The sequence below is a fragment of the Uruburuella testudinis genome (assembly GCF_022870865.1).
GTDB classification, from domain to species: domain Bacteria; phylum Pseudomonadota; class Gammaproteobacteria; order Burkholderiales; family Neisseriaceae; genus Neisseria; species Neisseria testudinis.
Map to the genome: position 1 here is coordinate 1,830,941 of NZ_CP091508.1, position 21,538 is coordinate 1,852,478.

Below are 21,538 nucleotides of genomic sequence, written 5' to 3' on the forward strand. Positions count from 1 at the left end.
TATGGAGCCGCACCATGAACAAAGTGATTCTGGTTCTGCTGGACGGCCTCAATGCCGACACAGGCCGCAACTGTATGGGCTATCTGCAAGCCTTGTGCCAAGATCAAAAAGGGCGCTGTTACACGCTCGAATGCGAGCTGCCCTCGATGTCGCGCCCGCTCTACGAATGCGTGCTCACCGGCATTGCGCCGCATATCAGCGGCGTTTACCACAACAATATCGTGCGCCTTTCGCGTGAACAAAGCATCTTTCATTATGCCCGCCAAGCCGGATTGAAAACCGCGGCGGCGGCTTATCATTGGGTGAGCGAGCTGTATAACGCCGCGCCTTTCGATGCCGGGCGCGACCGTCACACCGCCGATGAAACGCTGCCCATTCAATACGGCCATTTTTACTATGCCGACCACTACCCCGATTCGCATCTGTTTGACGATGCCGAACACCTGCGCCGCGCCTACGCGCCCGATTTTCTGCTGGTGCATCCGATGAATATCGACGATGCCGGCCACAAAGCGGGTTTCGACAGCGCCGCCTACCGCAACGCCGCCCGCAAGGCCGATATTTATCTTTCGCATTATCTGCAAACATGGCTGGATGACGGCTATCAGGTCATTGTTACCGCCGATCACGGCATGAACAATGATAAAAGCCACGGCGGCATTTTGCCTGAAGAGCGCGAAGTGCCGCTGTATGTGTTCGGCAGCGCATTTTCGCTGGCCGGTGCCGATATCCGCCAAACCGAAATCTGCGGCACGGTTTGCGCTTTATTGGGTGCAGCGCACGACAAGCCCCTGTGCCGGGAGCTGCTGCGATGATTCAGACGGCCTTTGCCGCGCGCAAAGCGCGTATCGGCAAGCATTGGGGCACTTATGCCGCCGCCGTGCCTTTTGTTTTGCTGGTGGTGCTGTTTTTATTCGCACCGCTGGGCTGGGTGGTGGTCAATGCCTTTCGCAGCGATGCCGGCGCGTTAACCCTCGCCAACGTGCAGGCGGTGTTCGACAATGCTTTTTATCTGCAATCGGTCAGCATTTCACTCAAGCTCAGCTTCATCAGCAGCGTGGCCGGCCTGCTCATCGGCTTTCAAGGCGCTTATTCGCTGTATGCCGTGCGCAACAGCCGTTTCGGCCGCGCATTGGTGCTGCTCAACAGCCTGCTGAGCAATTTCAGCGGCGTGCCGTTGGCGTTTGCCATCATGATTGTGTTCGGCTCCAGCGGCGTGATGACGCTGCTGCTGCAACATTTCGGCATCGGCGAAGTGTTGGACGTGTATTCCTACAGCGGTATTTTGGTGAGCTATATTTATTTTCAGATTCCGCTGGCGGTGCTGCTGCTTTATCCGTCTATCGAGGCGCTCAAGCAGGAATGGCTCGAAAACGCCTATCTGCTCGGTTCGTCGTTTGGCGGCTATTTTGTGAAAGTGGCGCTGCCGGTGCTGATGCCGGCGCTGTTGGGCACGTTTATCATTTTGTTTGCCAACGCCCTGGGCGCCTACGCCACCGCTTATGCGCTCACCACCGGCAATTTCAATATTCTGCCCATCCGCATCGCCGCGCTGATTGCCGGCAACCTCACGTTAGAGCCAAATATGGCCGCCGCGCTGGCTTTGGTGCTGGTGTCGCTGATGCTGGTGATGACGCTGGCGCACCAATACCTGCTGCGCCGTTATCAGGAGTAAAACATGAGCCAAACCCGTTCGCGCGCGTTTCATTACACTTATCTGACGGTGCTGATGCTGGTGATGCTGGTACCAGTGGCGGCCACGCTGATGTATGCCACTTCGAGCAATTGGTCGCGCACCATTCTGCCGGAAAACTGGACGCTCAAATGGCTGCTGGAAATTTGGAGCAACCCGCGCTTTCTCAAAGCCAGCCTTTATTCGGCGCTGCTGAGCACCACGGCGGCGGTGTTGAGCATTGTGATTGTGTTCCCCGTGTTGCTGGCGGTGCACACCAGCCATCCGAAATGGGAAAAATGGATCAGCCCGGTGCTGGTGCTGCCTTTCACGCTGCCGCCGGTGGTGGCTTCAGTGGGCATGCTGCAACTGTATTCGGGCGTGTTGAGCACGTTTGCCGGCACTTTTCTGGTGCTTACCGGCTGCTATTTCACCATTGTGCTGCCGTTTGTTTACCGCTCGCTCGATAATAATTTCCGCGCCATCAGCGTCAAAGACTTAATCGAAGCTTCGGCGCTGTTGGGAGCAAGCCGTCTGCAAACGGTGAGGCATATTCTGATGCCCAACCTCAAACGCGGGCTGACAGTGGCGTTTTTTATTTCCATCGCCTTTTTAATCGGCGAATTTGTGTTTATCAATATTCTTTCAGGCGGCCATTTGGAAACCATCCAGATTTATCTCTACAGCCTGAAAAACCGCTCCGGCCATTTGAGCAGCGCGGTGGTGATATCTTATTTTATGGTGATGCTGCTGATTACCCTGCTGGTCAGCCGCTTGAGCCGGGAGAAACAAACATGAGTGAATTAATCATTAAAGATGCCTATAAAGCCTTTGGCGGATTGGTGGTTATCGACCATTTAAACATCCACATTCCGCAAGGCTGCCTGCTCACGCTGTTGGGCCCCAGCGGCTGCGGCAAATCTACACTGCTGCGCTGTATCGCCGGGCTGGAAACGCTCGACCGCGGCCAAATCCTGCTCGACGGCGCCGACATCACCCGCAAGCCGCCGCAAAAGCGCAATATCGCTATGGTATTCCAACACTACGCGCTGTTCCCCAACATGACCGTAGCGCAAAATATTGAATTCGGCTTGAAAATCAAAAAAATGCCGTCTGAAGTGCGCGCCGCCAAAGTGCAGAAAGTGTTGGAACTGGTGGAGCTGCAAGCCTTTGCCGCTCAAAAACCCGCCTCACTTTCAGGCGGCCAGAAACAGCGTGTGGCATTGGCGCGCGGCTTGGTGATGGAGCCGAAACTGCTGCTGCTCGACGAGCCGCTTTCCGCACTCGATGCCCGCATCCGCAAAAACCTGCGCAGCCAGATTTGCGACATTCAAAAAGAGCTCAACCTCACCACCGTATTTGTTACCCACGACCAGGAAGAAGCGCTGGCGATGTCCGACCAAGTGGTATTGCTCAACAGCGGCCGCATCGAGCAGCATTGCAGCCCCGAAACGCTTTACAACAGCCCCGCCAACGAATTTACCGCCGGTTTTATCGGCAACTACAATATGGGCGCGCTGCCTTCGCTGAAACACCCCGACCGCAACGCTTCGCTGGTGGTGCGCCCCGAAGCGATACAGATTCACCCCTCACAAGGCGATATTGCCGCCGTGATTCAAACCCGCACCCTGCTCGGCAGCATCGTGCGCTACCGCGTAGCAACCGATATCGGCGACACCCTGCATGTCGACGTGCTCAATTACGGCCCCGCCAGCAGCCTGCCCGAAGGCAGCGCAGTCTACCTCACCGTGCCGCCGGCCGAAGTGATTGCCCTGCAAAAAAGCGCAGCCGTTTAACAAGCTTTTCAGACGGCCTGCGGCGTGCATACCGTATTGCAAGGCCGTCTGAAACGATTTATTTGGAAACCCTGATGAACCTGGCCATTTTCGACCTCGACCACACCTTAATCAGCTGCGACACCGAAGTTTGCTGGATTGATTTTCTGCACCGGCGCGCTCTGCTGGATGATGATTTTTTACAGCGGCGCGATGCGCTGTTTGACCAATACGCCGACGGCAGCGTAGATGCCGATGAATTCGTGCGCTTTCAGCTCTCCAGCCTCACCCCCTTCAAACGCCGCGATTTAGAAGCCCTCTACCCCGAATTTCTGCAAACATTCATTCTGCCCGCCGTGTATCCGCAAGCGCTTGAATTAGTCGATAAACACCGCCGCCAAAGCGACCGACTGCTGCTGCTTTCCGCCAGCAACGAATTTCTCATCCGCCCGATTGCCGCCGAATTCGGCATCAGCCACATCATCGGCGTGATTCCCGAAGAGGACGGCAACGGCGGCTTCAGCGGCAACGTATGCGGCACCGCCAGCTTCCGCGAAGGCAAAATCACCCGCCTGCACCAATGGCTGGCACAACACGGCCGCACGCTAAACGATTTCGGGCAATGCTGGTTTTACAGCGATTCGGTCAACGACCTGCCGTTGCTGCATCAGGTCAACCGCCCCGTTGCCGTCAACCCCGACCCCAAACTGGCCGCCACCGCCACCGCACAGGGCTGGCCGGTATTGCATTTTGCCCATGCAGCACCACAAAAGGCCGTCTGAAACGGAAAGGCCGTCTGAAAAACTGGTTTTCAGACGGCCTTTCATACCTTTCGCTCAAAGCATTCCGCTCAGGGCCGCACATGTTCGCCCGCATCATTAACCGGGTCTTGATGCACAATCACATCCGCCCTATCAAACAGCGCCTGCACGCGCTCGGCCACCGTTTCGGCAATATCGTGCGCCGCCACAATATTCAGCTTATCGCTCAAATCTACGTGCAGTTGGATAAAATACTGCGCCCCCGCCACCCGTGCCTGCAATTTATGAATGCCGCGCACACCGGCCACCGCCAATGCCGCCGCTTCGATTTGCGCCATGATTTCAGGCGGCGGGGCTTTATCCATCAGCGTATTGACCGCATCCGCCGCGATATGCCAGGCGCTCTTGAAAATCCACAAGCCCACCAACACCGCCAACAACGGATCGGCGAGCGGCCAACCGTAAGCCGTGAGCAACAACGCCGCCAGCACCACGCCGTTGGAAAGCAAATCGGTAACATAATGCAGGCTGTCGGCACGCACCGCTTGCGACTGCGTGCGCTTCAGCACCCAACGCTGAAACCACACCAGCGCCAAGGTGAGCAACACCGACACCACTATTACAGCCATGCCCAAATCGGTTTGCAGCACCGGCTCCGGCTTAAACAACCGCTCGACCGCGTTTAAAATCAAAAATACCGACGAGCCGCCGATAAACGCCGACTGCGCCAACGCCGACAAACCCTCCGCCTTACCATGGCCGAACTGATGATCTTCATCGGCAGGCTTCAGCGCCCAATGCACAGCAAACAGGTTAACCAGGCTGGCCAGCGAATCGGTGAGCGAATCAACCATGCTCGCCAACACACTCACCGAGCCTTCGGCCAGCCAAGCCCAGGTTTTCAAGCCCACCAGCAACACCGCCGTGCCCACCGAAGCATAAGTGGCGAGCTTCAACAGCTTTGCGCGTTGGTTTTCCATAGATTCCCTTGAGATTCAAGCTGATAAAGAAAGAGATTATAACCTCAAACCGCCGCTCCAAACACCAATCCATCCCACAAATGAAGCTTGCATAACAGCCCCGACAGCCGGCGTCCTTGTGCTACAATCCAAGCAAACCCACTCTTCCCGTTTCAACGTAAAGGAAATCCCCATGGCACAAATCGCCCCCGATATTTTCAAAGCTTACGACATCCGCGGCATTGTCGGCAAAACCCTCACCAACCAAGCGGCGTACCTGATCGGCAAAGCCATTGCCGCCAAAGCCGCAGAAAAAGGCGTGCAGCAAATCGCCATCGGTCGCGACGGCCGTCTGAGCGGCCCCGATTTGATGGAAAACCTTGCCCGAGGCATCACCGAGAGCGGCATCAATGTGCTCAATGTCGGCATGGTGGCCACACCCATGCTCTATTTCGCCGCCACGCAACACAGCGCCGGCAGCGGCGTGATGATTACCGGCAGCCACAACCCGCCCGACTACAACGGCTTTAAAATGATGCTCGCCGGCGACACCCTCTCAGGCGAAGCGATTCAAACGCTGCTGGCGGTAATTCAAAACGATGAATTTGTGCAAAACGCCGTCCCCGGCAGCATCAGCGAAAAAAACGTAGCCGCCGATTATCAAGCGCACATCGTCAACCACATCAAACTCGCCCGCCCGATGAACATCGTGATTGATGCCGGCAACGGCGTGGCCGGCGCTTATGCCGGCGATCTCTACCGCGCGCTGGGTTGCACCGTGAGCGAGCTTTTCTGCGAGGTAGACGGCAACTTTCCCAACCACCACCCCGACCCGGCCAAGCCCGAAAACCTGCAAGACCTCATCGCGGCCCTGCACAACAGCGATGCCGAAATCGGCCTGGCGTTCGACGGCGACGGCGACCGTTTGGGCGTGGTCACCAAAGAAGGCAACATCATCTACCCCGACCGCCAGCTGATGCTGTTTGCACAAGACGTGTTAAACCGCAACCCCGGCGCCAAAGTGATTTTCGATGTCAAATCCACCCGCCTGCTCGCCCCGTGGATTAAAGAGCACGGCGGCGAACCGATTATGGAAAAAACCGGCCACAGCTTCATCAAAACCTCGATGAAGCAAAACGGCGCCCTGCTGGCCGGCGAAATGAGCGGCCACACCTTCTTTAAAGAGCGCTGGTTCGGCTTCGACGACGGCATGTATGCCGGCTGCCGCATGCTGGAAATCCTTTCCCGCAGCGACAACCCCTCCGCCGTATTAAACGCCCTGCCGCAAAGCACTTCCACACCCGAATTGAACATCAAGCTGCCCGAAGGCAGCAACGGCCACGAAGTGATTGCCCGGCTGGCCGAAACCGCAAAATTTGACGGCGCCCGTGAAATCATCACCATCGACGGTTTGCGCGTCGAATACGCCGACGGCTTCGGCCTGATGCGCGCATCCAACACCACACCGGTGCTGGTGCTGCGTTTTGAAGCCGACAGCCAAACCGCCATCGAACGCATCCAGAACCAGTTTAAAACCGTTATCGAAAGCTTCCCCGGCTTAACTTGGCCGCTGTAAGTTTCTGATATTGCAATAAAGGCCGTCTGAACATATTTTGTTTCAGACGGCCTTTTGTCATCTGCCGTGCAGGCGTACAATCTGAACACGGCCGCACCGGCACACACAGAAAGGATCACACCATGCAATACCGACCACTCGGCACCACCGGCATTCAAGTGAGCAAAATCTGCCTCGGCACCATGACCTGGGGCGAACAAAACACCCAAGCCCAAGCCTTCGAGCAGCTCGATTACGCGCATTCGCAAGGGGTGAATTTTATCGACACCGCCGAAATGTATCCCGTGCCGCCCAACCGCGACACCTACAGCACCACCGAGCAATACATCGGCGCATGGATAAAAGCGCGCGGCAAACGTGATGATTTCGTGCTCGCCAGTAAAATCGCCGGCCCCACCGGCAACAACAACCTCGACGGCTATATCCGCGGCGGCAACAATAATTTCTCGCGCGCGCAAATCATCGAAGCCTGCAACGCCAGCCTCAAGCGGCTCAACACCGATTATCTCGACCTCTACCAACTGCACTGGCCCGAGCGGCAGGCCAACTTTTTCGGCAAACTCGGCTTATCCGGCCTCAGCACCGACGAGCAATTCACCCCGTTTGCCGAAATCATCGAAGCCATGAGCGAATTGGTGCAGCAGGGCAAAATCCGCGCCTACGGTTTGTCGAACGAAACCGCTTGGGGCACGCTGCGCCACCTGAGCGCCCATGAAGCGCTGCCCGGCTCCGCCCGCGCCGCTTCGGTGCAAAACCCCTACAACCTGCTCAACCGCAGCTACGAAGTGGGCATGGCCGAAGTATCATTGCGCGAACACGTGCCGCTTTTGGCCTATTCGCCGCTCGCTTTCGGCGTGCTTTCCGGCAAATACCGCCACGGCCAAAAGCCCGCCGGCGCACGGTTAACGCTGTTTGAACGTTTTCAACGCTACACCAAACCCAAAGCCGTAGAAGCGGTGGAGCGCTATGCCGCCATCGCCGATGCAGCCGGCCTTTCCCTCACCACTCTGGCGCTGGCGTTTGTGAGCGAACGCGCTTTTGTTGCCAGCAACATCATCGGTGCTACCACCATGGCACAGCTGCGCGAAAATATCGCCAGCGCCGATGTGGTGTTGGGCGACGATGTTTTAAACGCAATTGATGAAGTGCACGCCGAAATCAGCAACCCCTGCCCTTAAGGTGTTTTGATGTGCCGTTTACGAGGGGATTTTTGTTCCTGAACGCAGAGGCAAAAAACACAGCAAATGCGCTTTCAGGGGCAAATACACCCATAAATCGAATGGTCAGGACACCCTAATACTGCCGAGCACATAAACAGGCCGTCTGAAATGCTATAATCGCCCTCTTTCAGACGGCCTTTCTTTTCAAGCAGCACACATGAAACTCAATCCCCAGCAGCAGCAAGCCATTCATTATCTCGGCGGGCCTCTTTTCGTATTGGCCGGCGCCGGCAGCGGCAAAACACGTGTGATTACCGAAAAAATCGCCTACATGATCACACAGGCCGGTTATGCGCCGCACAGCATCGCCGCCATCACCTTCACCAACAAAGCCGCCAAAGAAATGCAGGAGCGCATCGGCCACATGCTCAGCAAAAAGCAAACGCGCGGGCTGACGGTGTGCACATTTCACTCATTGGGCATGAAAATGCTGCGCGAAGAAGCGCCGAACATCGGCTACAAAAAAAACTTTTCCATACTCGATGCCACCGACAGCAGCAAAATCATCAACGAATTATTGGGCAGCAGCGGCCGCGAAGCCATCTTTAAAGCGCAAAGCCGCATTTCACTGTGGAAAAACGATTTAAAAACGCCCGAACAGGCGCTTCAGACGGCCTCAAACGAATGGGAACGGCAAATGGCGGTGATTTACGCCAGCTATCAAGCCACGCTCGAAAGCTATCAGGCGGTGGATTTCGACGATCTCATCCGCCTGCCTGCCGTGTTGTTGCAACAAAACAGCGAAGTGCGCCTGAAATGGCAGCACCGCCTGCGTTATCTCTTGGTCGACGAATGCCAAGACACCAACACCTGCCAATACACGCTGATGAAGCTGCTCACCGGTGCCGAAGGCCTGTTTACCGTAGTCGGCGACGACGACCAATCAATTTACGCCTGGCGCGGTGCCAATATGGAAAACCTGCGCAGCCTGCAAACCGATTTTCCGCAGCTCAAAATCATCAAGCTCGAGCAAAACTACCGCTCCACCGCCCGCATTTTAAAAGTGGCCAACAAAGTCATCGAAAACAACCCCAAGCTGTTCCCCAAAACCTTGTGGTCGCAATTCGGCATGGGCGAAGCCGTGAAAGTGGTTGCCTGCCAACACGAACAACACGAAGCCGAATGGGTGGTCAGCCAAATCGCCAAGCAAAAAATCGTCGGCGAAGGCAAAATCAACTATGCCGATTTCGCCATCCTCTATCGCGGCAACCACCAATCACGCGTGTTTGAAGAAGCCTTGCGCAGCGCCCGCATCCCCTACCAGCTTTCAGGCGGCCAAAGCTTTTTCGACAAAGCCGAGATTAAAGACGTTTTGTCCTACATCCGTCTGATTGCCAACCCCAACGACGACCCCGCCTTCCTGCGCGCCGCCACCACCCCCAAACGCGGCATCGGCGACACCACCTTAGGCCGTCTGAACGCCTATGCCCACAGCCACGGCGGCAGCCTTTACCAAACCGCGCTGAGCATGGACGCGCTGGCCGAACTCAACAGCAAAAACCGCGAAGCCGTGCAGCAGTTTATGTCTCTGATGGAAGAAAACCGCCGCCGCGCCGAAAGCGCCGATGCCGGCGAACTGATTCAGACCCTGCTCACCGACATCGGCTACGAAGCCCATCTGCTCAACAGTGAAGAAGGCAAAGCCGGCGAAATCAAATGGCGCAACGTGCAGGATTTGGTCGGCTGGCTGGCCAAAAAAGGCGAAGAAGACGGCAAAAACATCCTCCAAATCGCCCAAACCATCGCCCTGATGACCCTGCTCGAAGGCCGCGACGGCGAAGAAGTCGATGCGGTGAAAATGTCGACCCTGCACGCATCAAAAGGGCTGGAATACCCGTTTGTATTTCTGGTCGGCTGCGAAGAAGGCCTGTTCCCCCACGGCGACAGCGTCGAAGAAGGCAACCTCGAAGAAGAACGCCGCCTGATGTATGTCGGCATCACCCGCGCCAAACGCCAGCTCACGCTCACCCACTGCATCAAACGTAAAAAACAAGGCCAATGGCAATTCCCCGAACCCAGCCGCTTTATCGATGAAATGCCGCAGGAAGATTTGAAGATTTTAGGCCGCAAAGGCGGCGAACCGATCGTCAGCAAGGCCGAGGGCAAAAGCCACCTCGCCGGATTAAGCGCCATGCTGGCCGGAAAAAGCAAAAGCGGCTTGTAAGCAACTGTTTGTGAGCACCACTTATTTGATGAATGGGTATTATTAATAAGGCCGTCTGAAAATTCTTTTCAGACGGCCTTTGTTTGATGCTGTTGAAACCATATTAAAATAAACACAAGATATTGCAGCGATTTTCCATTTCATGCGCAGGTATGGCACAAGTCACGCACGCGGTTGCGGGAACCCGAACTTTTGTAGGCCGGATGCTCGAATCCGGCATTCTGGGCATTGCAGCAATGACTCAAAATCGCAGAAACATCGAATATTTGGTCGGATACAAGTATTCGGCCTACACAAAATAGATTACCTTCGTTCAGCGCAAACGCCTCTGCTTTTACTCCTCCACCGCACCAAACAACAACCCTTCTTTAATCCCGCGAATCTTATCCCGCAACACCGCGGCTTCTTCAAACTGCAAATCGCGGGCGGCGGCCTGCATGGCTTTTTCGAGTTTGGCGATTTCTTTGAGCGCATCGTCTTCGTTGCGGATTTCGCCTACTTTCACTTTGTTTTTGCCTTTGCCGCGCCCTTTGCCGCTGCTTTCTTCATGATAAACGCCGTCGATGATGTCTTTGACTTTTTTCACGATTTGCTGCGGCACAATGCCGTGTTCGGTATTGAACTGGATTTGTTTTTCACGGCGGCGTTCGGTTTCGCCGATGGCGGCCTTCATGGAATCGGTAATTTTGTCGGCGTATAAAATCGCCAAGCCGTTTACATTGCGGGCGGCGCGGCCGATGGTTTGAATCAGGCTGCGGTGGCTGCGCAGAAAGCCTTCTTTGTCGGCATCAAGGATGGCCACCAGCGACACTTCGGGGATATCCAAACCTTCGCGCAGCAGGTTGATGCCGACCAATACGTCAAACAAACCCAGGCGCAAATCGCGAATGATTTCAACACGCTCGACCGTGTCGATGTCGCTGTGCAGGTAGCGCACTTTGACGCCCAATTCGCTGTAGTAATCGGTGAGCTGTTCGGCCATGCGTTTGGTGAGCGTGGTCACGAGGGTGCGCTCGCCTTTTTCTTTGCGCAAGTTGATTTCGCTGAGCAAATCGTCGACTTGGGTGCCGACGGGGCGGATTTCGATAAGCGGGTCGACCAGGCCGGTGGGGCGTACTACTTGCTCGACCACTTGGCCGGCGTGTTCTTCTTCGTATTTGGCCGGGGTGGCGGATACAAATACGGTTTGCGGCATGATGCGTTCGAATTCGTGAAATTTGAGCGGGCGGTTATCGCGGGCGCTGGGCAGGCGGAAACCGTAATCAACCAGGTTTTGCTTGCGGCTGGCATCGCCTTTATACATGCCGCCGATTTGGGTAACGGTAACATGGCTCTCGTCGATAAACATGATGGCGTTTTTGGGCAGGTAGTCCATCAGCGTGGGCGGCGGTTCGCCTTCTTTTTTGCCGGAAAAATGGCGTGAGTAGTTTTCAATGCCTTTGCAGAAGCCCATTTCATAGAGCATTTCCAAATCAAAGCGCGTGCGCTGTTCGATGCGCTGGGTTTCTACCGGGCGGTTTTCTTGGGTGTAAAACGCTACGCGTTCGCGCAATTCTTCTTTGATGCTTTCGCAGGCGCGTAATACGGTGTCGCGCGGGGTAACGTAATGGCTGGAGGGGAATACGGTGTAGCGCCCTACCCGTTGCAGGCTGCCGCCGGTGAGCGGGTCGAATAAATCGAGGCGGTCGATTTCGTCGTCAAACAGGCTGATGCGCAGCGCCCAATCGGCACTCTCGGCGGGGTAAACATCAATCACATCGCCGCGCACGCGAAAGGAGCCGCGTTTGAAATCCATTTCGCCGCGGTCGTATTGCATCGAAACCAGAATGGAGATGATATCGCGCTGCGAGAGCGTGTCGCCCTCTTTTACCGACAACACCATTTGCTGGTATTCGGTGGGGTCGCCGATACCGTAAATGGCGGATACGGTGGCCACGATAATCACATCGTTGCGCGTCATCAGGTTTTTGGTGGCGCTCAGGCGCATCTGCTCGATGTGTTCATTAATCGCCGAATCTTTTTCGATAAACAGATCGCGGCTGGGCACATAGGCTTCGGGCTGGTAGTAATCATAGTAAGACACGAAATATTCCACCGCGTTTTCGGGGAAAAATTCGCGCATCTCGGCATAAAGCTGCGCCGCCAGCGTTTTGTTGTGCGCCATGATAATCGCGGGGCGGCCGCTCTGCGCAATCACGTTGGCCATGGTGTAGGTTTTGCCGGAGCCGGTTACGCCGAGCAGGGTTTGGTAGGCGAGGCCGTCTGAAAGCCCTTCAAGCAGGCCGGAGATGGCGGTGGGCTGGTCGCCGGCGGGCGGAAACGGGCGGTGCAGTTTGAAAGGGGAATCAGGGTATTGGATGATATCCATATTCGGCTCTGATGCGTTGTGCGCTCAATAAAAAACAGATTATAGCAAACCGGACGGTGTTTTCAGACGGCCTGATTGCATGCCTGAATCACTTCTGCCTGTGGTTGGTATTTTCTTACAATAAAAGCATGCATTTGTAGTCAAATACACACGTTTTATGCACAGATTGAGTGAAAAGCAGCAAAGAAAGGTAAAGCAACACACGGTGTTCACAGCATTATTCTTATCATTGGGCGGTGGTAATCGCCTTCAGACACAATATTCTCAGGAAGGATATAGAAAATGAAAAAATATTTCGCCGAATTCTTCGGTACGTTTTGGCTGGTTTTCGGCGGCTGCGGCAGCGCCGTGTTGGCTGCGGCTTTCCCCGAGCTGGGCATCGGTTTTGCCGGTGTGGCGCTGGCTTTCGGTTTGACCGTATTAACCATGGCTTATGCAGTCGGCCATATTTCAGGCGGCCATTTCAACCCGGCGGTATCGGTGGGCCTGCTGGTGGGCGGCCGTTTCAACAGCAAAGATTTGCTACCCTATATTGCGGCACAAGTGATCGGTGCCATTGCTGCCGGTGCCGTGCTTTACTGCATTGCTTCGGGCAAAGCCGGCTTTGATGCCGCCGCCTCAGGCTTCGCCAGCAACGGCTACGGCGAGCACTCGCCCGGCGGCTACAGCCTCACCGCTGCGCTGCTGATTGAAATCGTGTTGACCGCCTTTTTCCTGATTATCATCATGGGCGCCACCGATGAGCGCGCACCGCAAGGTTTTGCGCCGATTGCCATCGGTTTGGCGCTGACACTGATTCACCTAATCAGCATTCCGGTTACCAACACCTCTGTTAACCCGGCCCGCTCTACCGGCGTGGCTTTGTTTCAAGGCGGTTGGGCTGTCGGCCAGCTGTGGCTGTTTTGGGTGGCGCCGATTATCGGCGGTGCCATCGGTGCGGCCATTTACCGCTACCTGTTGGCCGGTTTCAAACCGGTTCGTTTAGACGATTAATCTATCTTTGACCGGGCATCATCTCAGCCCGGCCGCTGCGGTTACCCATCCGAAAAATGCAGCCTGCAATTGCAAGGCTGCATTTTTTACATACGGTTTCGGCTATAATACCGTCTGAACACAACAGCGGAATTCTGATTATGCAAACCCTGCCTTTCCAAACCGAAATCGCCGACCGCATGCTTGCGGGCACCGAAGGCGAACACATCCACCCCGATGCCGTATTCGTGCAAACCGCCAACGGCTACTGGCTGGCCTGGCACAACGGCACAGCCGCCATGCTCGCCCCCAACACCCCGCCCGATATCCCCTGCTTTTGGGTAGAAGGCGCGCACTCGCTGGAAGAGCTTGCCTCCATGGTGGAAAACGGCGATTTTGACGATATGGAAGAATTCGACGGTGATGACGAAGCCTGGCAGCAGGCGCTGGCCGAACACGAAGCCCATGAGCACGACGAACACTGCGGATGCAAACATTAATAAACAAAGCCAAAGCCCCTGCTGCAACTGCATGGCTGGCAGCATGTTTGATGTTAAGCGGCTGCGTGGTCGGCGCGGCGGTCGATTTAGCCGCCACCACCGTAGCAACCGCCGGTAAAATCGCTATCAAAACCACCGGCGCAGTGATAGAGGCCGTGATTCCCAACCAAGATAACAACACAAAAAAGCAAAAGCAACCGCAAACCCAACCACAGCCCGCCCATCAAGACGGATATCAACCTGCGGCTGCCGCTTATCAGCCCAACCCGCAATATCCGCTAAGTGATGAAACCGGTGATGGATATAGATACCGCTGACACCCCGTGAACATGATTATGGCAAACAAAGGCCGTCTGAAAACTTTCAGACGGCCTTTGTTTGCCATATCAGATTGAAAACCATCAGCTATCTGAACCATGCTCATGCTGCAAATGTGCCCGCAGCTTTGCCTCGTCCAAAAACCAATGGCAGATTTCCACATCGCCGTCGAGCAGCACCGGCACCCGTTCGTTGTATTTTTCTTCCAACACAGGATCATCGTCAACATCGAATATTTCCAAGCCAAAGCCGTATTGCTGCTGAAAAGGCTGCAAAGCATCGCGCATTTTGTGGCACAAGCTGCAATATTCGCGAAACATCAAGGTTAGGGTAAAGGGCGGGTTCATGATTCAAAGGCCGTCTGAAAAAAGAGCTTTTATTATAAAGCAAAACCAACAAATACTTGAGCATCCCACAATTTGTTGCCAGCCCCTACACCCTCCGCCGCCAAACACAACAGCAACTTGAAGCGCCCTGATCACGCAAACGGCAACATAGCGGTTTATGCCTGCCAAACCAAGCCATCAGCCCGGATTAAAGTAAAGCAATGGCAAAAATATCGCAAAAAGCAGTACAATACCCCGTTATACGATTTATTTGACAAAGCTAAAGCCCGATTATGAAAATCAGTACCCAATTTGATGCAGGCGCCGTTACCGTAAGCGACTTGAGCGATCCGCAAAACATCCGCCTCAAACTGCGCCCCGACAACGCTTCCGATTTCGCCCAATGGTTTTACTTCCGCCTGCAAGGTGCCGCCTATCAAAACTGCATCATGCACTTTGACAACGCCGCCGAAGCCGCCTACCCCGAAGGTTGGGAAGACTATCAGGCATGCGCTTCTTACGACCGCCAAAACTGGTTCCGAGTGCCGACCCGTTATGAAAACGGCGTGCTCACCATCGAACACACACCCTTGGCCAACAGCATTTACTATGCTTACTTCGAACCTTATTCCAGCGAGCAGCACCTCAATCTTTTAGGCGATGCACAAGGCAGCGGCCTGTGCCAAATCGACGATTTGGGCAGCACGGTGCAAGGCCGCGACATGAACCTGCTGACCATCGGCAATCAGGTGGAAAGCGATTTGAAAGTATGGGTTATTGCGCGCCAGCATCCGGGCGAAACCATGGCCGAATGGTTTACCGAAGGCCTGCTCGCCCGCTTGCTCGACCCGCAAGACCCCACCGCCCGCGCCCTGCTCGATCAGGCAACGTTTTACGTGGTGCCGAATATGAATCCCGACGGCTCGGCGCTGGGCAATCTGCGTACCAATGCCGCCGGCGCCAACCTCAACCGCGAATGGCACTCGCCCAGCATCGAAAACAGCCCCGAAGTATATTATGTGCGCGAAAAAATGCAGGAAACCGGCGTAGACCTGTTTCTCGACATCCACGGCGATGAAGCGATTCCGTATGTGTTTGTGGCCGGCACCGAAGGCGTGCCAAGCTACAACCCGCACATTGCTGCGCTAGAAAGCCGCTTCAAAACTGCTCTGAAAGCCGCCAGCCCCGACTTTCAAGACGAGCACGGCTATGAAAAAGATGCCCCCGGCGAGGCCAACCTCAGCATGGCCACCGCTTGGGTAGGCGAAAACTTCGGCTGCTTGGCCTATACCTTGGAAATGCCGTTTAAAGACAACCTCAACCTGCCCGATGATGATTTCGGCTGGAACGGCCAACGCTCATTGCGGCTGGGCGAAGCCATGCTTTCGGCGGTGTTAAACGTCTTGCCTGTGTTGCGCCCGGCACAGTAAAACAGTGATTTGCATGCTGTAGCAATGAATTGAGATTTAAAGGAATACAGTTAAGAAACATACAATCACTCAGAGAAATGTATCACTTAATTTGCCCGCAAAAGGCACATAAAGAGGGTGCACAAGTGCCCCCCACCCTAAGGGGTTCTGACCATTCGATTTATGGGTGCTTTCTGCCCCTGAAAACGCATCTGCTGCGTTAAAAAGCCTCGCAAGATACCCAATCTTGCTGCGTTTTTTGCCTTGCATCTGCATTTCCAGGAACAAAAATCCCCTCATAAACGAATGGTCAGCATACCCTAATCCTTTCCCGCCGGAATGGAGAGGGAACAGAATGTTGCTACAGCAAGCGGATGCTGCCGGATAATACCAAATCACATGTTGCATACAATAAATCTTCAGGCCGTCTGAAAATATTCAGACGGCCTGAAGATTTAGTGCAGCATTGCAGCCTCTTGGCAACTTTCTATCCGTCCAAATGCTCGGTGCTTTGTGCCAAAATGGTGCGGTTGCCGTTGCTTTCCGGCGCCGACACAATACCGTCCGCCTCCATTTGATCAATCAAGCGGGCGGCTCGGTTGTAGCCGATGCGTAAATACCGCTGCACCGAAGAAATCGTGGCTTTACGGGTTTTCAACACACACGCCACGGCATCGTCATACATCGGGTCTTGCTCACCGTCGTTATTGCGGCCGCTGTTGGCATTGCTGAACATATCATCGCCGCCCACACCGGAAGTCAGAATATCGTCGATATAATCCGGCTCGCCGAATTGTTTCAGGTATTCCACCACATGATGCACTTCATCATCCGCCACAAATGCGCCGTGTACGCGCTGCGGGTAGCCTGTGCCCGGCGGCAAAAACAGCATATCGCCCTGACCGAGCAGGTTTTCCGCCCCCATTTGGTCGAGAATAGTGCGGCTGTCTACCTTGCTTGACACTTGAAATGCCAGACGGGTGGGAATATTGGCCTTAATCAGGCCGGTAATCACGTCTACGCTGGGGCGCTGGGTGGCCAAAATCAAATGGATGCCGGCCGCGCGGGCTTTTTGTGCCAAACGGGCAATCAGCTCTTCGATTTTTTTGCCCGCCGTCATCATCAAATCGGCAAACTCATCCACCACCACCACAATAAACGGCAGTTTTTCCAACGGCTCGGGATGATCGGGGGTGAGTGAGAAAGGATTGGCCAGGGTTTCGCCGCGTGCCGCCGCATCGGCCACTTTTTGGTTGAAGCCGGCCAGATTACGCACGCCCATATGGCTCATCAGGCGGTAGCGTTTCTCCATTTCGTTCACACACCAATTGAGTGCATTTGCAGCCAGCTTCATGTCGGTTACTACCGGAGCGAGCAGATGCGGAATGCCTTCGTAAATGCTCAATTCGAGCATTTTCGGGTCGATCATAATCATGCGCACTTCTTCAGGCGTGGCTTTGAACAGCATAGACAGAATCATCGCGTTCACCCCCACCGACTTACCCGAACCGGTCGTGCCCGCCACCAGCAAATGCGGCGCTTTGGCCAAATCGGTGACCACCGGCTGGCCGGTAATATCTTGCCCTAATGCCAAAGTAAGCTTCGATTTTGACTCTTGAAACACCGGGGCATTAAAGATTTCACTCAAGCGTATCATCTGCCGTTTGGGATTGGGCAGCTCCAGCCCCATGCAGGTTTTGCCGGGAATGGTTTCCACCACGCGGATAGAAGCCACGCCGAGCGAGCGCGCCAAATCTTTTTCGAGATTCAGCACTGCATTGCCGCGCACGCCGACATCAGGCTCGATTTCGTAACGGGTAATCACCGGCCCCGAATAAGCATCCATCACCTTCACTTTTACCTTGAATTCGGCCAATTTCTCTTCGATGGTGATGCTGTTTTCCAGCAAGGCATCTTCGGTTTGCATGGCGCTGTGGTCAAACTGGGGCGGTTGCAGCAAAGCCACGGTCGGCAGCTGCGTTGCTTCTTGGGCATACGGTGTGGCTTCAGACGGCCTCATCTCTATCGCGGCGGTATCCGCTTCATCGCTTGCCGGATAATCCTGCCACGGCGCGGGTTCCGCATAAGCAGAGGCCGTCTGAACAGGTGTCGGCAACCCGCTGTCTTCGGCGTCTACGGGGGCCGATTCGCTAATCAAACGGTCGGTAATCGACCAGCTGGGCGTATCGCTGACATGTGCGTTAACTTGCGCCGGTAAGCTTTCAGACGGCATCGGGCGCATTTCTTCCACATCATAATGGCTGCTGAATGCCGGCGGTTCGGGAATATCGATGGGCGGCAAGCTGACTTCGGGCACCGGCGGCGGCTCGACAATCATCGCATCAGGAGCAGGCATGCCCGCCGCAACGGCGGCGGCATACGGCGTAAAGCGGGTGGAAATCGGCGCCGTGCTTTTAGGCGTTTGCAGCTTGATGGCATGGCTCTGCTCGACACGGGCGGCATCGGGAATCACGCTCTCACGCGTTGCGGTGTTGACACGACGGATGCGCTGGCGGTTGACCGGCGAATCGGTTTTGGCCAAATTGGCAAACACCTCGCCTTCGGGAATCACATTGGGCTGCACCACCGTTTGCACCGGTGCTTGAGCCGATGCCTGACGGCGGCGCGCCATACGCTGGCGCATCAGATTGGTGCGGATGTCTTCCACACCGATGGTTTCGGGGTTATTTAAGGCTTGTGCCACCGATTGGGTGATTTCGCTGCGGGGCACGTCATGAGTGAGCTTTTGCACTTCAGACAACACCCGCTCGCGCGTGCGCACCACCGCCGGGTCGTTGGGGCTGATGATTTTGGGTTCTACCGGCGGTTTGGGCGGCGCGGCCGCTTCGAGTGCGGGCTTAAACTGCCAGTTTAATTCAACCACTTCCATATCGGGCGTGGGCTTGGAAACCGGCTCAGGCGGTCGGGCAACGGTTTCTTTTTCGGCCAGCTCCGCCAGCGGTATTTCGTTTAACGCGCGGGTGGCCTCTTCCAGCGTAATCACCGGCAAAGCGGCATCCACCACTTTGGCAGGCCGGTATTCGCTCTCTTCAAAATGCACATAAGCGGCCGGTGCAATCGCTTTGGCACGCGGCAATGCGCGCTCGCTCTGCTGCGACACCGGCGGCACCACTGCGCCGAACATGGGAATATCATGGCCGGAAACAGCGGCGGCTGTCGCTTGCTCTGCTGCTTGCTCGGGCGCCGGCGGCAGCGGTTCCGGTTTTAAAGCCCGCACCGGTGCATCTTCTACTTCGGCTACTTCGGCAATATCATCTGCTTTCGGTGCGGCGGCAAAAATCGGCAGCTCTTCCAGCCCGTCATCCGTATGGGCGCCAACCCGTCGGCCCAAGCCTGAAGTGGCATCCAGCTTGCGGCTGTGTTTGGGCGAGAGTGCGCGGAATTTGGCCACGGTTTTATCGTATACCGCTTTGGCCTCTTCAGCTGCCTTGTGGCTTTGGCGGATGTTTTGCAGATTAGGCTCCACACCGCGCAATACTTTAGGCTGCTTCACGCCTTCTGCTTCAACGGCATCCGGCGCGGCTTCGTGGCGGCTCAGATAAGTGAGTTCGCGCAACCATTCCTGCTCTTGGCGGTAACGCCACCACAATACGCCGGCAATCGCGCACAGTAAGATAATCAGTAACAACGTCCACAACATAAATACGGCAGCCTTAAGTTGGTTTCGGCAAAGTGGTTATTTTAGCGTGTTTTCGGCTTAAACAGAACTGCTTTAACGCGCCCGCTTCTGCCCTGCCCGATTCGGCGTATAATGCAGACGGTCGCAGCGGCATCATAGTCATTCAAACAAAGCAGACCCATAAAGCAGCGGATGGAAAACTGTGCGGATGGCACGGCAAAACAGGCCGGCCAAACACCCGGTGCCATAAAATCCGCACCTGCTGTTTGTTACTCCGATTATTCAAGGGTGAACATTTGCCCGGACAACGTATCGGGCAAAAGATCTGCCAATCAAATCTTCAGAATGTCTACAGGCCGTCTGAAACCGTTTATTCAAGCAAATTGCGCTTTTATCGGATATTGTCATGAATTTTCTTGCCCATTGGTTCGACCCGTTTACCCTGCATGTTGCCAACGGCATCTTGCTTCTGCTGCTGGCTGCTGCCGCCAAACCGGCCTGTTTGGCAGTAGCCGGGCGTCCGGCTGCGGCGGCCGGTGCGGTGTTGATATTGGCGGTGCTGTGGGGCTTGCATGTGGAATTGGGCAGCGGCCATTTGGCCGGCATCACCTACCATCTGCTCGGCATCAGCCTGATTACGCTGATGGTGGGCGCACCGGCCGCTTTATGGCTGGGCACGCTGATGCTGCTGCCCTACACCTGGCTGCTGCACGGCGCGGGCAATCTGCATGTTGTCGGATTGAATGCCCTGCTGTTGCTGCTGCCCGCCATTTCGGTCAACCTATGGTTGCGCCGCTGTTGCACCAAGCTGCCGCCGAACTTATTTATTTATATTTTTGTCAACGGCTTTATCTCGGCCGCTTTGGGGCTGCTGTTTACCGGCGCATTATTGGTTGCCGCCTTGCAGGCCGCCGCGGTGTATTCTGCCGAAACATTATGGCGCGGGGCTTTTCCGGTGTTTTTCCTGCTCGCTTGGGGGGAAGCTTTTCTCACCGGCATTTTTACCGCCGTTTTTGTGGCATTGGCGCCGCAATGGTTGATTACTTTTGATGATGGGCATTACTTACAACAGCGCAATGAAATCTGGAAAGCTTAAAAATTTTCAGACGGCCTAGGGTGTCCTGACAATTCGTTTATGAGGGGATTTTTGTTCCTGGAAATGCAGATGCAAGGCAAAAAACGCAGCAAGATTGGACATCTTGCGAGGCTTTTTAACGCAGCAGATGCGTTTTCAGGGGGCAAAAAGCACCCGTAAATCGAATTGTCCGGACACCCTAACACAACATGTCGGTATTTAAATCAAACAACACTGCACCCTGGGAAACCAACCCTATGTTGACACACATTATCATGATTGCCGCCGGCGCTGCCATAGGCGCCGTTTTACGTTGGGCATTGGGTTTGTGGCTGGCATCAGCCTCGTCCTCAATGGCATTGGGCACACTGGCGGCCAATTGGCTGGGCGCTTACCTTATCGGCATAGCGGCTGCGCTGGTGATGCATACCGAAATGCTGCCGTCGCACTGGCGTTTGCTGGTGATCACGGGGTTTTTAGGCAGCCTCACCACTTTTTCGGGCTTTTCGTTGGAAGTGGTCGGCATGTTGCAGGCGCAACGTTGGGGTGCCGCCCTGGCCACGATTTCGCTGCACCTGCTCGGCTCGCTGCTATTAACCGCAGCGGGCATGTTCACCGTTGCCTTTTGGCGGGCTTGAACCTGGGGTATCCCGGGCATTCGATTGATGAGTGCTTTTTGCACAAAAAATCTGAATAATTCTGAATTGTCAGCACACCCTAGGGTGTCCGGACAATTCGATTTACGGGTGCTTTTTAGCCCCTGAAAACGCATCTGCTGCGTTAAAAAGCCTCGCAAGATGTCC

Annotated in this window: 19 protein-coding genes; 14 read left to right on the forward strand and 5 right to left on the reverse strand. The window is 55.2% G+C overall.

Annotation, left to right across the window (positions count from 1 at the left end; translation table 11 throughout):
* The first annotated feature begins 14 nt into the window (after positions 1-14).
* The 5 genes from LVJ83_RS08360 to LVJ83_RS08380 all read left to right on the forward strand — a co-directional run bounded on the left by LVJ83_RS08360 (position 15) and on the right by LVJ83_RS08380 (position 4,229).
* Positions 15-815 carry an alkaline phosphatase family protein gene (locus tag LVJ83_RS08360; protein ID WP_244784064.1) on the forward strand — a complete coding sequence of 267 codons (801 nt, stop codon included), beginning with the start codon at positions 15-17 and terminating at the stop codon, positions 813-815.
* Positions 794-1,675, forward strand: a complete 882-nt coding sequence (locus LVJ83_RS08365; RefSeq protein ID WP_244784065.1) for an ABC transporter permease — start codon at positions 794-796, stop codon at positions 1,673-1,675. Before LVJ83_RS08360 ends, LVJ83_RS08365 begins: the two co-directional genes overlap by 22 nt.
* A gap of 3 nt (positions 1,676-1,678) precedes the next feature.
* Positions 1,679-2,470, forward strand: a complete 792-nt coding sequence (locus LVJ83_RS08370; protein WP_244784066.1) for an ABC transporter permease — start codon at positions 1,679-1,681, stop codon at positions 2,468-2,470.
* The gene (locus LVJ83_RS08375) at positions 2,467-3,468 is read left to right on the forward strand and encodes an ABC transporter ATP-binding protein (RefSeq protein WP_244784067.1); all 1,002 of its coding nucleotides are present in this window, start codon (positions 2,467-2,469) and stop codon (positions 3,466-3,468) included. The genes LVJ83_RS08370 and LVJ83_RS08375 overlap by 4 nt, the downstream gene beginning before the upstream one ends.
* Positions 3,469-3,542: 74 nt before the next feature.
* Positions 3,543-4,229 (forward strand): HAD family hydrolase, encoded by a 687-nt coding sequence (locus LVJ83_RS08380; protein WP_244784068.1) that lies wholly within the window; start codon positions 3,543-3,545, stop codon positions 4,227-4,229.
* A 68-nt stretch (positions 4,230-4,297) separates the two neighbouring features.
* On the opposite strand, the gene LVJ83_RS08385 is transcribed toward LVJ83_RS08380, so the two are convergent.
* A complete protein-coding gene (locus LVJ83_RS08385) occupies positions 4,298-5,188 on the reverse strand; it encodes a cation diffusion facilitator family transporter (RefSeq protein ID WP_244784069.1) in 891 nt (296 codons plus the stop codon).
* Between the two features lie 172 nt (positions 5,189-5,360).
* Here LVJ83_RS08385 and LVJ83_RS08390 point away from each other — a divergent pair, with 172 nt between their 5' ends.
* The 3 genes from LVJ83_RS08390 to rep all read left to right on the forward strand — a co-directional run bounded on the left by LVJ83_RS08390 (position 5,361) and on the right by rep (position 10,127).
* On the forward strand, positions 5,361-6,743 hold the full coding sequence (locus LVJ83_RS08390; protein ID WP_244784070.1) for a phosphomannomutase/phosphoglucomutase: 1,383 nt from the start codon (positions 5,361-5,363) through the stop codon (positions 6,741-6,743).
* A gap of 122 nt (positions 6,744-6,865) precedes the next feature.
* A complete protein-coding gene (locus tag LVJ83_RS08395; RefSeq protein ID WP_244784071.1) occupies positions 6,866-7,921 on the forward strand; it encodes an aldo/keto reductase in 1,056 nt (351 codons plus the stop codon).
* 199 nt (positions 7,922-8,120) lie between these two features.
* Complete coding sequence (gene rep, locus LVJ83_RS08400) at positions 8,121-10,127, forward strand: DNA helicase Rep (RefSeq protein ID WP_244784072.1); 2,007 nt, start codon at positions 8,121-8,123, stop codon at positions 10,125-10,127.
* 334 nt (positions 10,128-10,461) lie between these two features.
* Here rep and uvrB read toward each other — a convergent pair whose 3' ends face one another.
* Positions 10,462-12,495 (reverse strand): excinuclease ABC subunit UvrB, encoded by a 2,034-nt coding sequence (uvrB, locus tag LVJ83_RS08405; protein WP_244784073.1) that lies wholly within the window; start codon positions 12,493-12,495, stop codon positions 10,462-10,464.
* Between the two features lie 282 nt (positions 12,496-12,777).
* On the opposite strand from uvrB, the gene aqpZ reads away from it, so the two are divergent.
* From aqpZ to LVJ83_RS08420, 3 genes are all read left to right on the forward strand, one after another.
* A complete protein-coding gene (aqpZ, locus tag LVJ83_RS08410) occupies positions 12,778-13,488 on the forward strand; it encodes an aquaporin Z (protein ID WP_244784074.1) in 711 nt (236 codons plus the stop codon).
* A 140-nt stretch (positions 13,489-13,628) separates the two neighbouring features.
* Positions 13,629-13,967 carry a general secretion pathway protein GspG gene (locus LVJ83_RS08415; protein WP_244784075.1) on the forward strand — a complete coding sequence of 113 codons (339 nt, stop codon included), beginning with the start codon at positions 13,629-13,631 and terminating at the stop codon, positions 13,965-13,967.
* The gene (locus LVJ83_RS08420; RefSeq protein ID WP_244784076.1) at positions 13,955-14,284 is read left to right on the forward strand and encodes an NF038104 family lipoprotein; all 330 of its coding nucleotides are present in this window, start codon (positions 13,955-13,957) and stop codon (positions 14,282-14,284) included. Before LVJ83_RS08415 ends, LVJ83_RS08420 begins: the two co-directional genes overlap by 13 nt.
* An 84-nt stretch (positions 14,285-14,368) precedes the next feature.
* Here the strand turns inward: LVJ83_RS08420 and LVJ83_RS08425 are convergent, their stop codons facing one another.
* A complete protein-coding gene (locus LVJ83_RS08425) occupies positions 14,369-14,632 on the reverse strand; it encodes a glutaredoxin family protein (protein ID WP_244784077.1) in 264 nt (87 codons plus the stop codon).
* Between the two features lie 269 nt (positions 14,633-14,901).
* Between LVJ83_RS08425 and LVJ83_RS08430 the strand changes: the two genes are divergently transcribed.
* Positions 14,902-16,041, forward strand: a complete 1,140-nt coding sequence (locus tag LVJ83_RS08430) for a M14 family metallopeptidase (RefSeq protein ID WP_244787714.1) — start codon at positions 14,902-14,904, stop codon at positions 16,039-16,041.
* 69 nt (positions 16,042-16,110) lie between these two features.
* On the opposite strand, the gene LVJ83_RS08435 is transcribed toward LVJ83_RS08430, so the two are convergent.
* Complete coding sequence (locus LVJ83_RS08435) at positions 16,111-16,320, reverse strand: hypothetical protein (protein WP_244784078.1); 210 nt, start codon at positions 16,318-16,320, stop codon at positions 16,111-16,113.
* A gap of 187 nt (positions 16,321-16,507) precedes the next feature.
* Positions 16,508-19,681, reverse strand: a complete 3,174-nt coding sequence (locus LVJ83_RS08440; RefSeq protein WP_244784079.1) for a DNA translocase FtsK — start codon at positions 19,679-19,681, stop codon at positions 16,508-16,510.
* A gap of 385 nt (positions 19,682-20,066) precedes the next feature.
* Between LVJ83_RS08440 and LVJ83_RS08445 the strand changes: the two genes are divergently transcribed.
* Together LVJ83_RS08445 and crcB are read left to right on the forward strand one after the other, a co-directional pair.
* Positions 20,067-20,756, forward strand: a complete 690-nt coding sequence (locus LVJ83_RS08445) for an energy-coupling factor ABC transporter permease (RefSeq protein ID WP_244784080.1) — start codon at positions 20,067-20,069, stop codon at positions 20,754-20,756.
* Positions 20,757-20,992: 236 nt separating this feature from the next.
* A complete protein-coding gene (crcB, locus tag LVJ83_RS08450) occupies positions 20,993-21,373 on the forward strand; it encodes a fluoride efflux transporter CrcB (RefSeq protein ID WP_244784081.1) in 381 nt (126 codons plus the stop codon).
* The last annotated feature ends 165 nt before the right edge of the window (positions 21,374-21,538 follow it).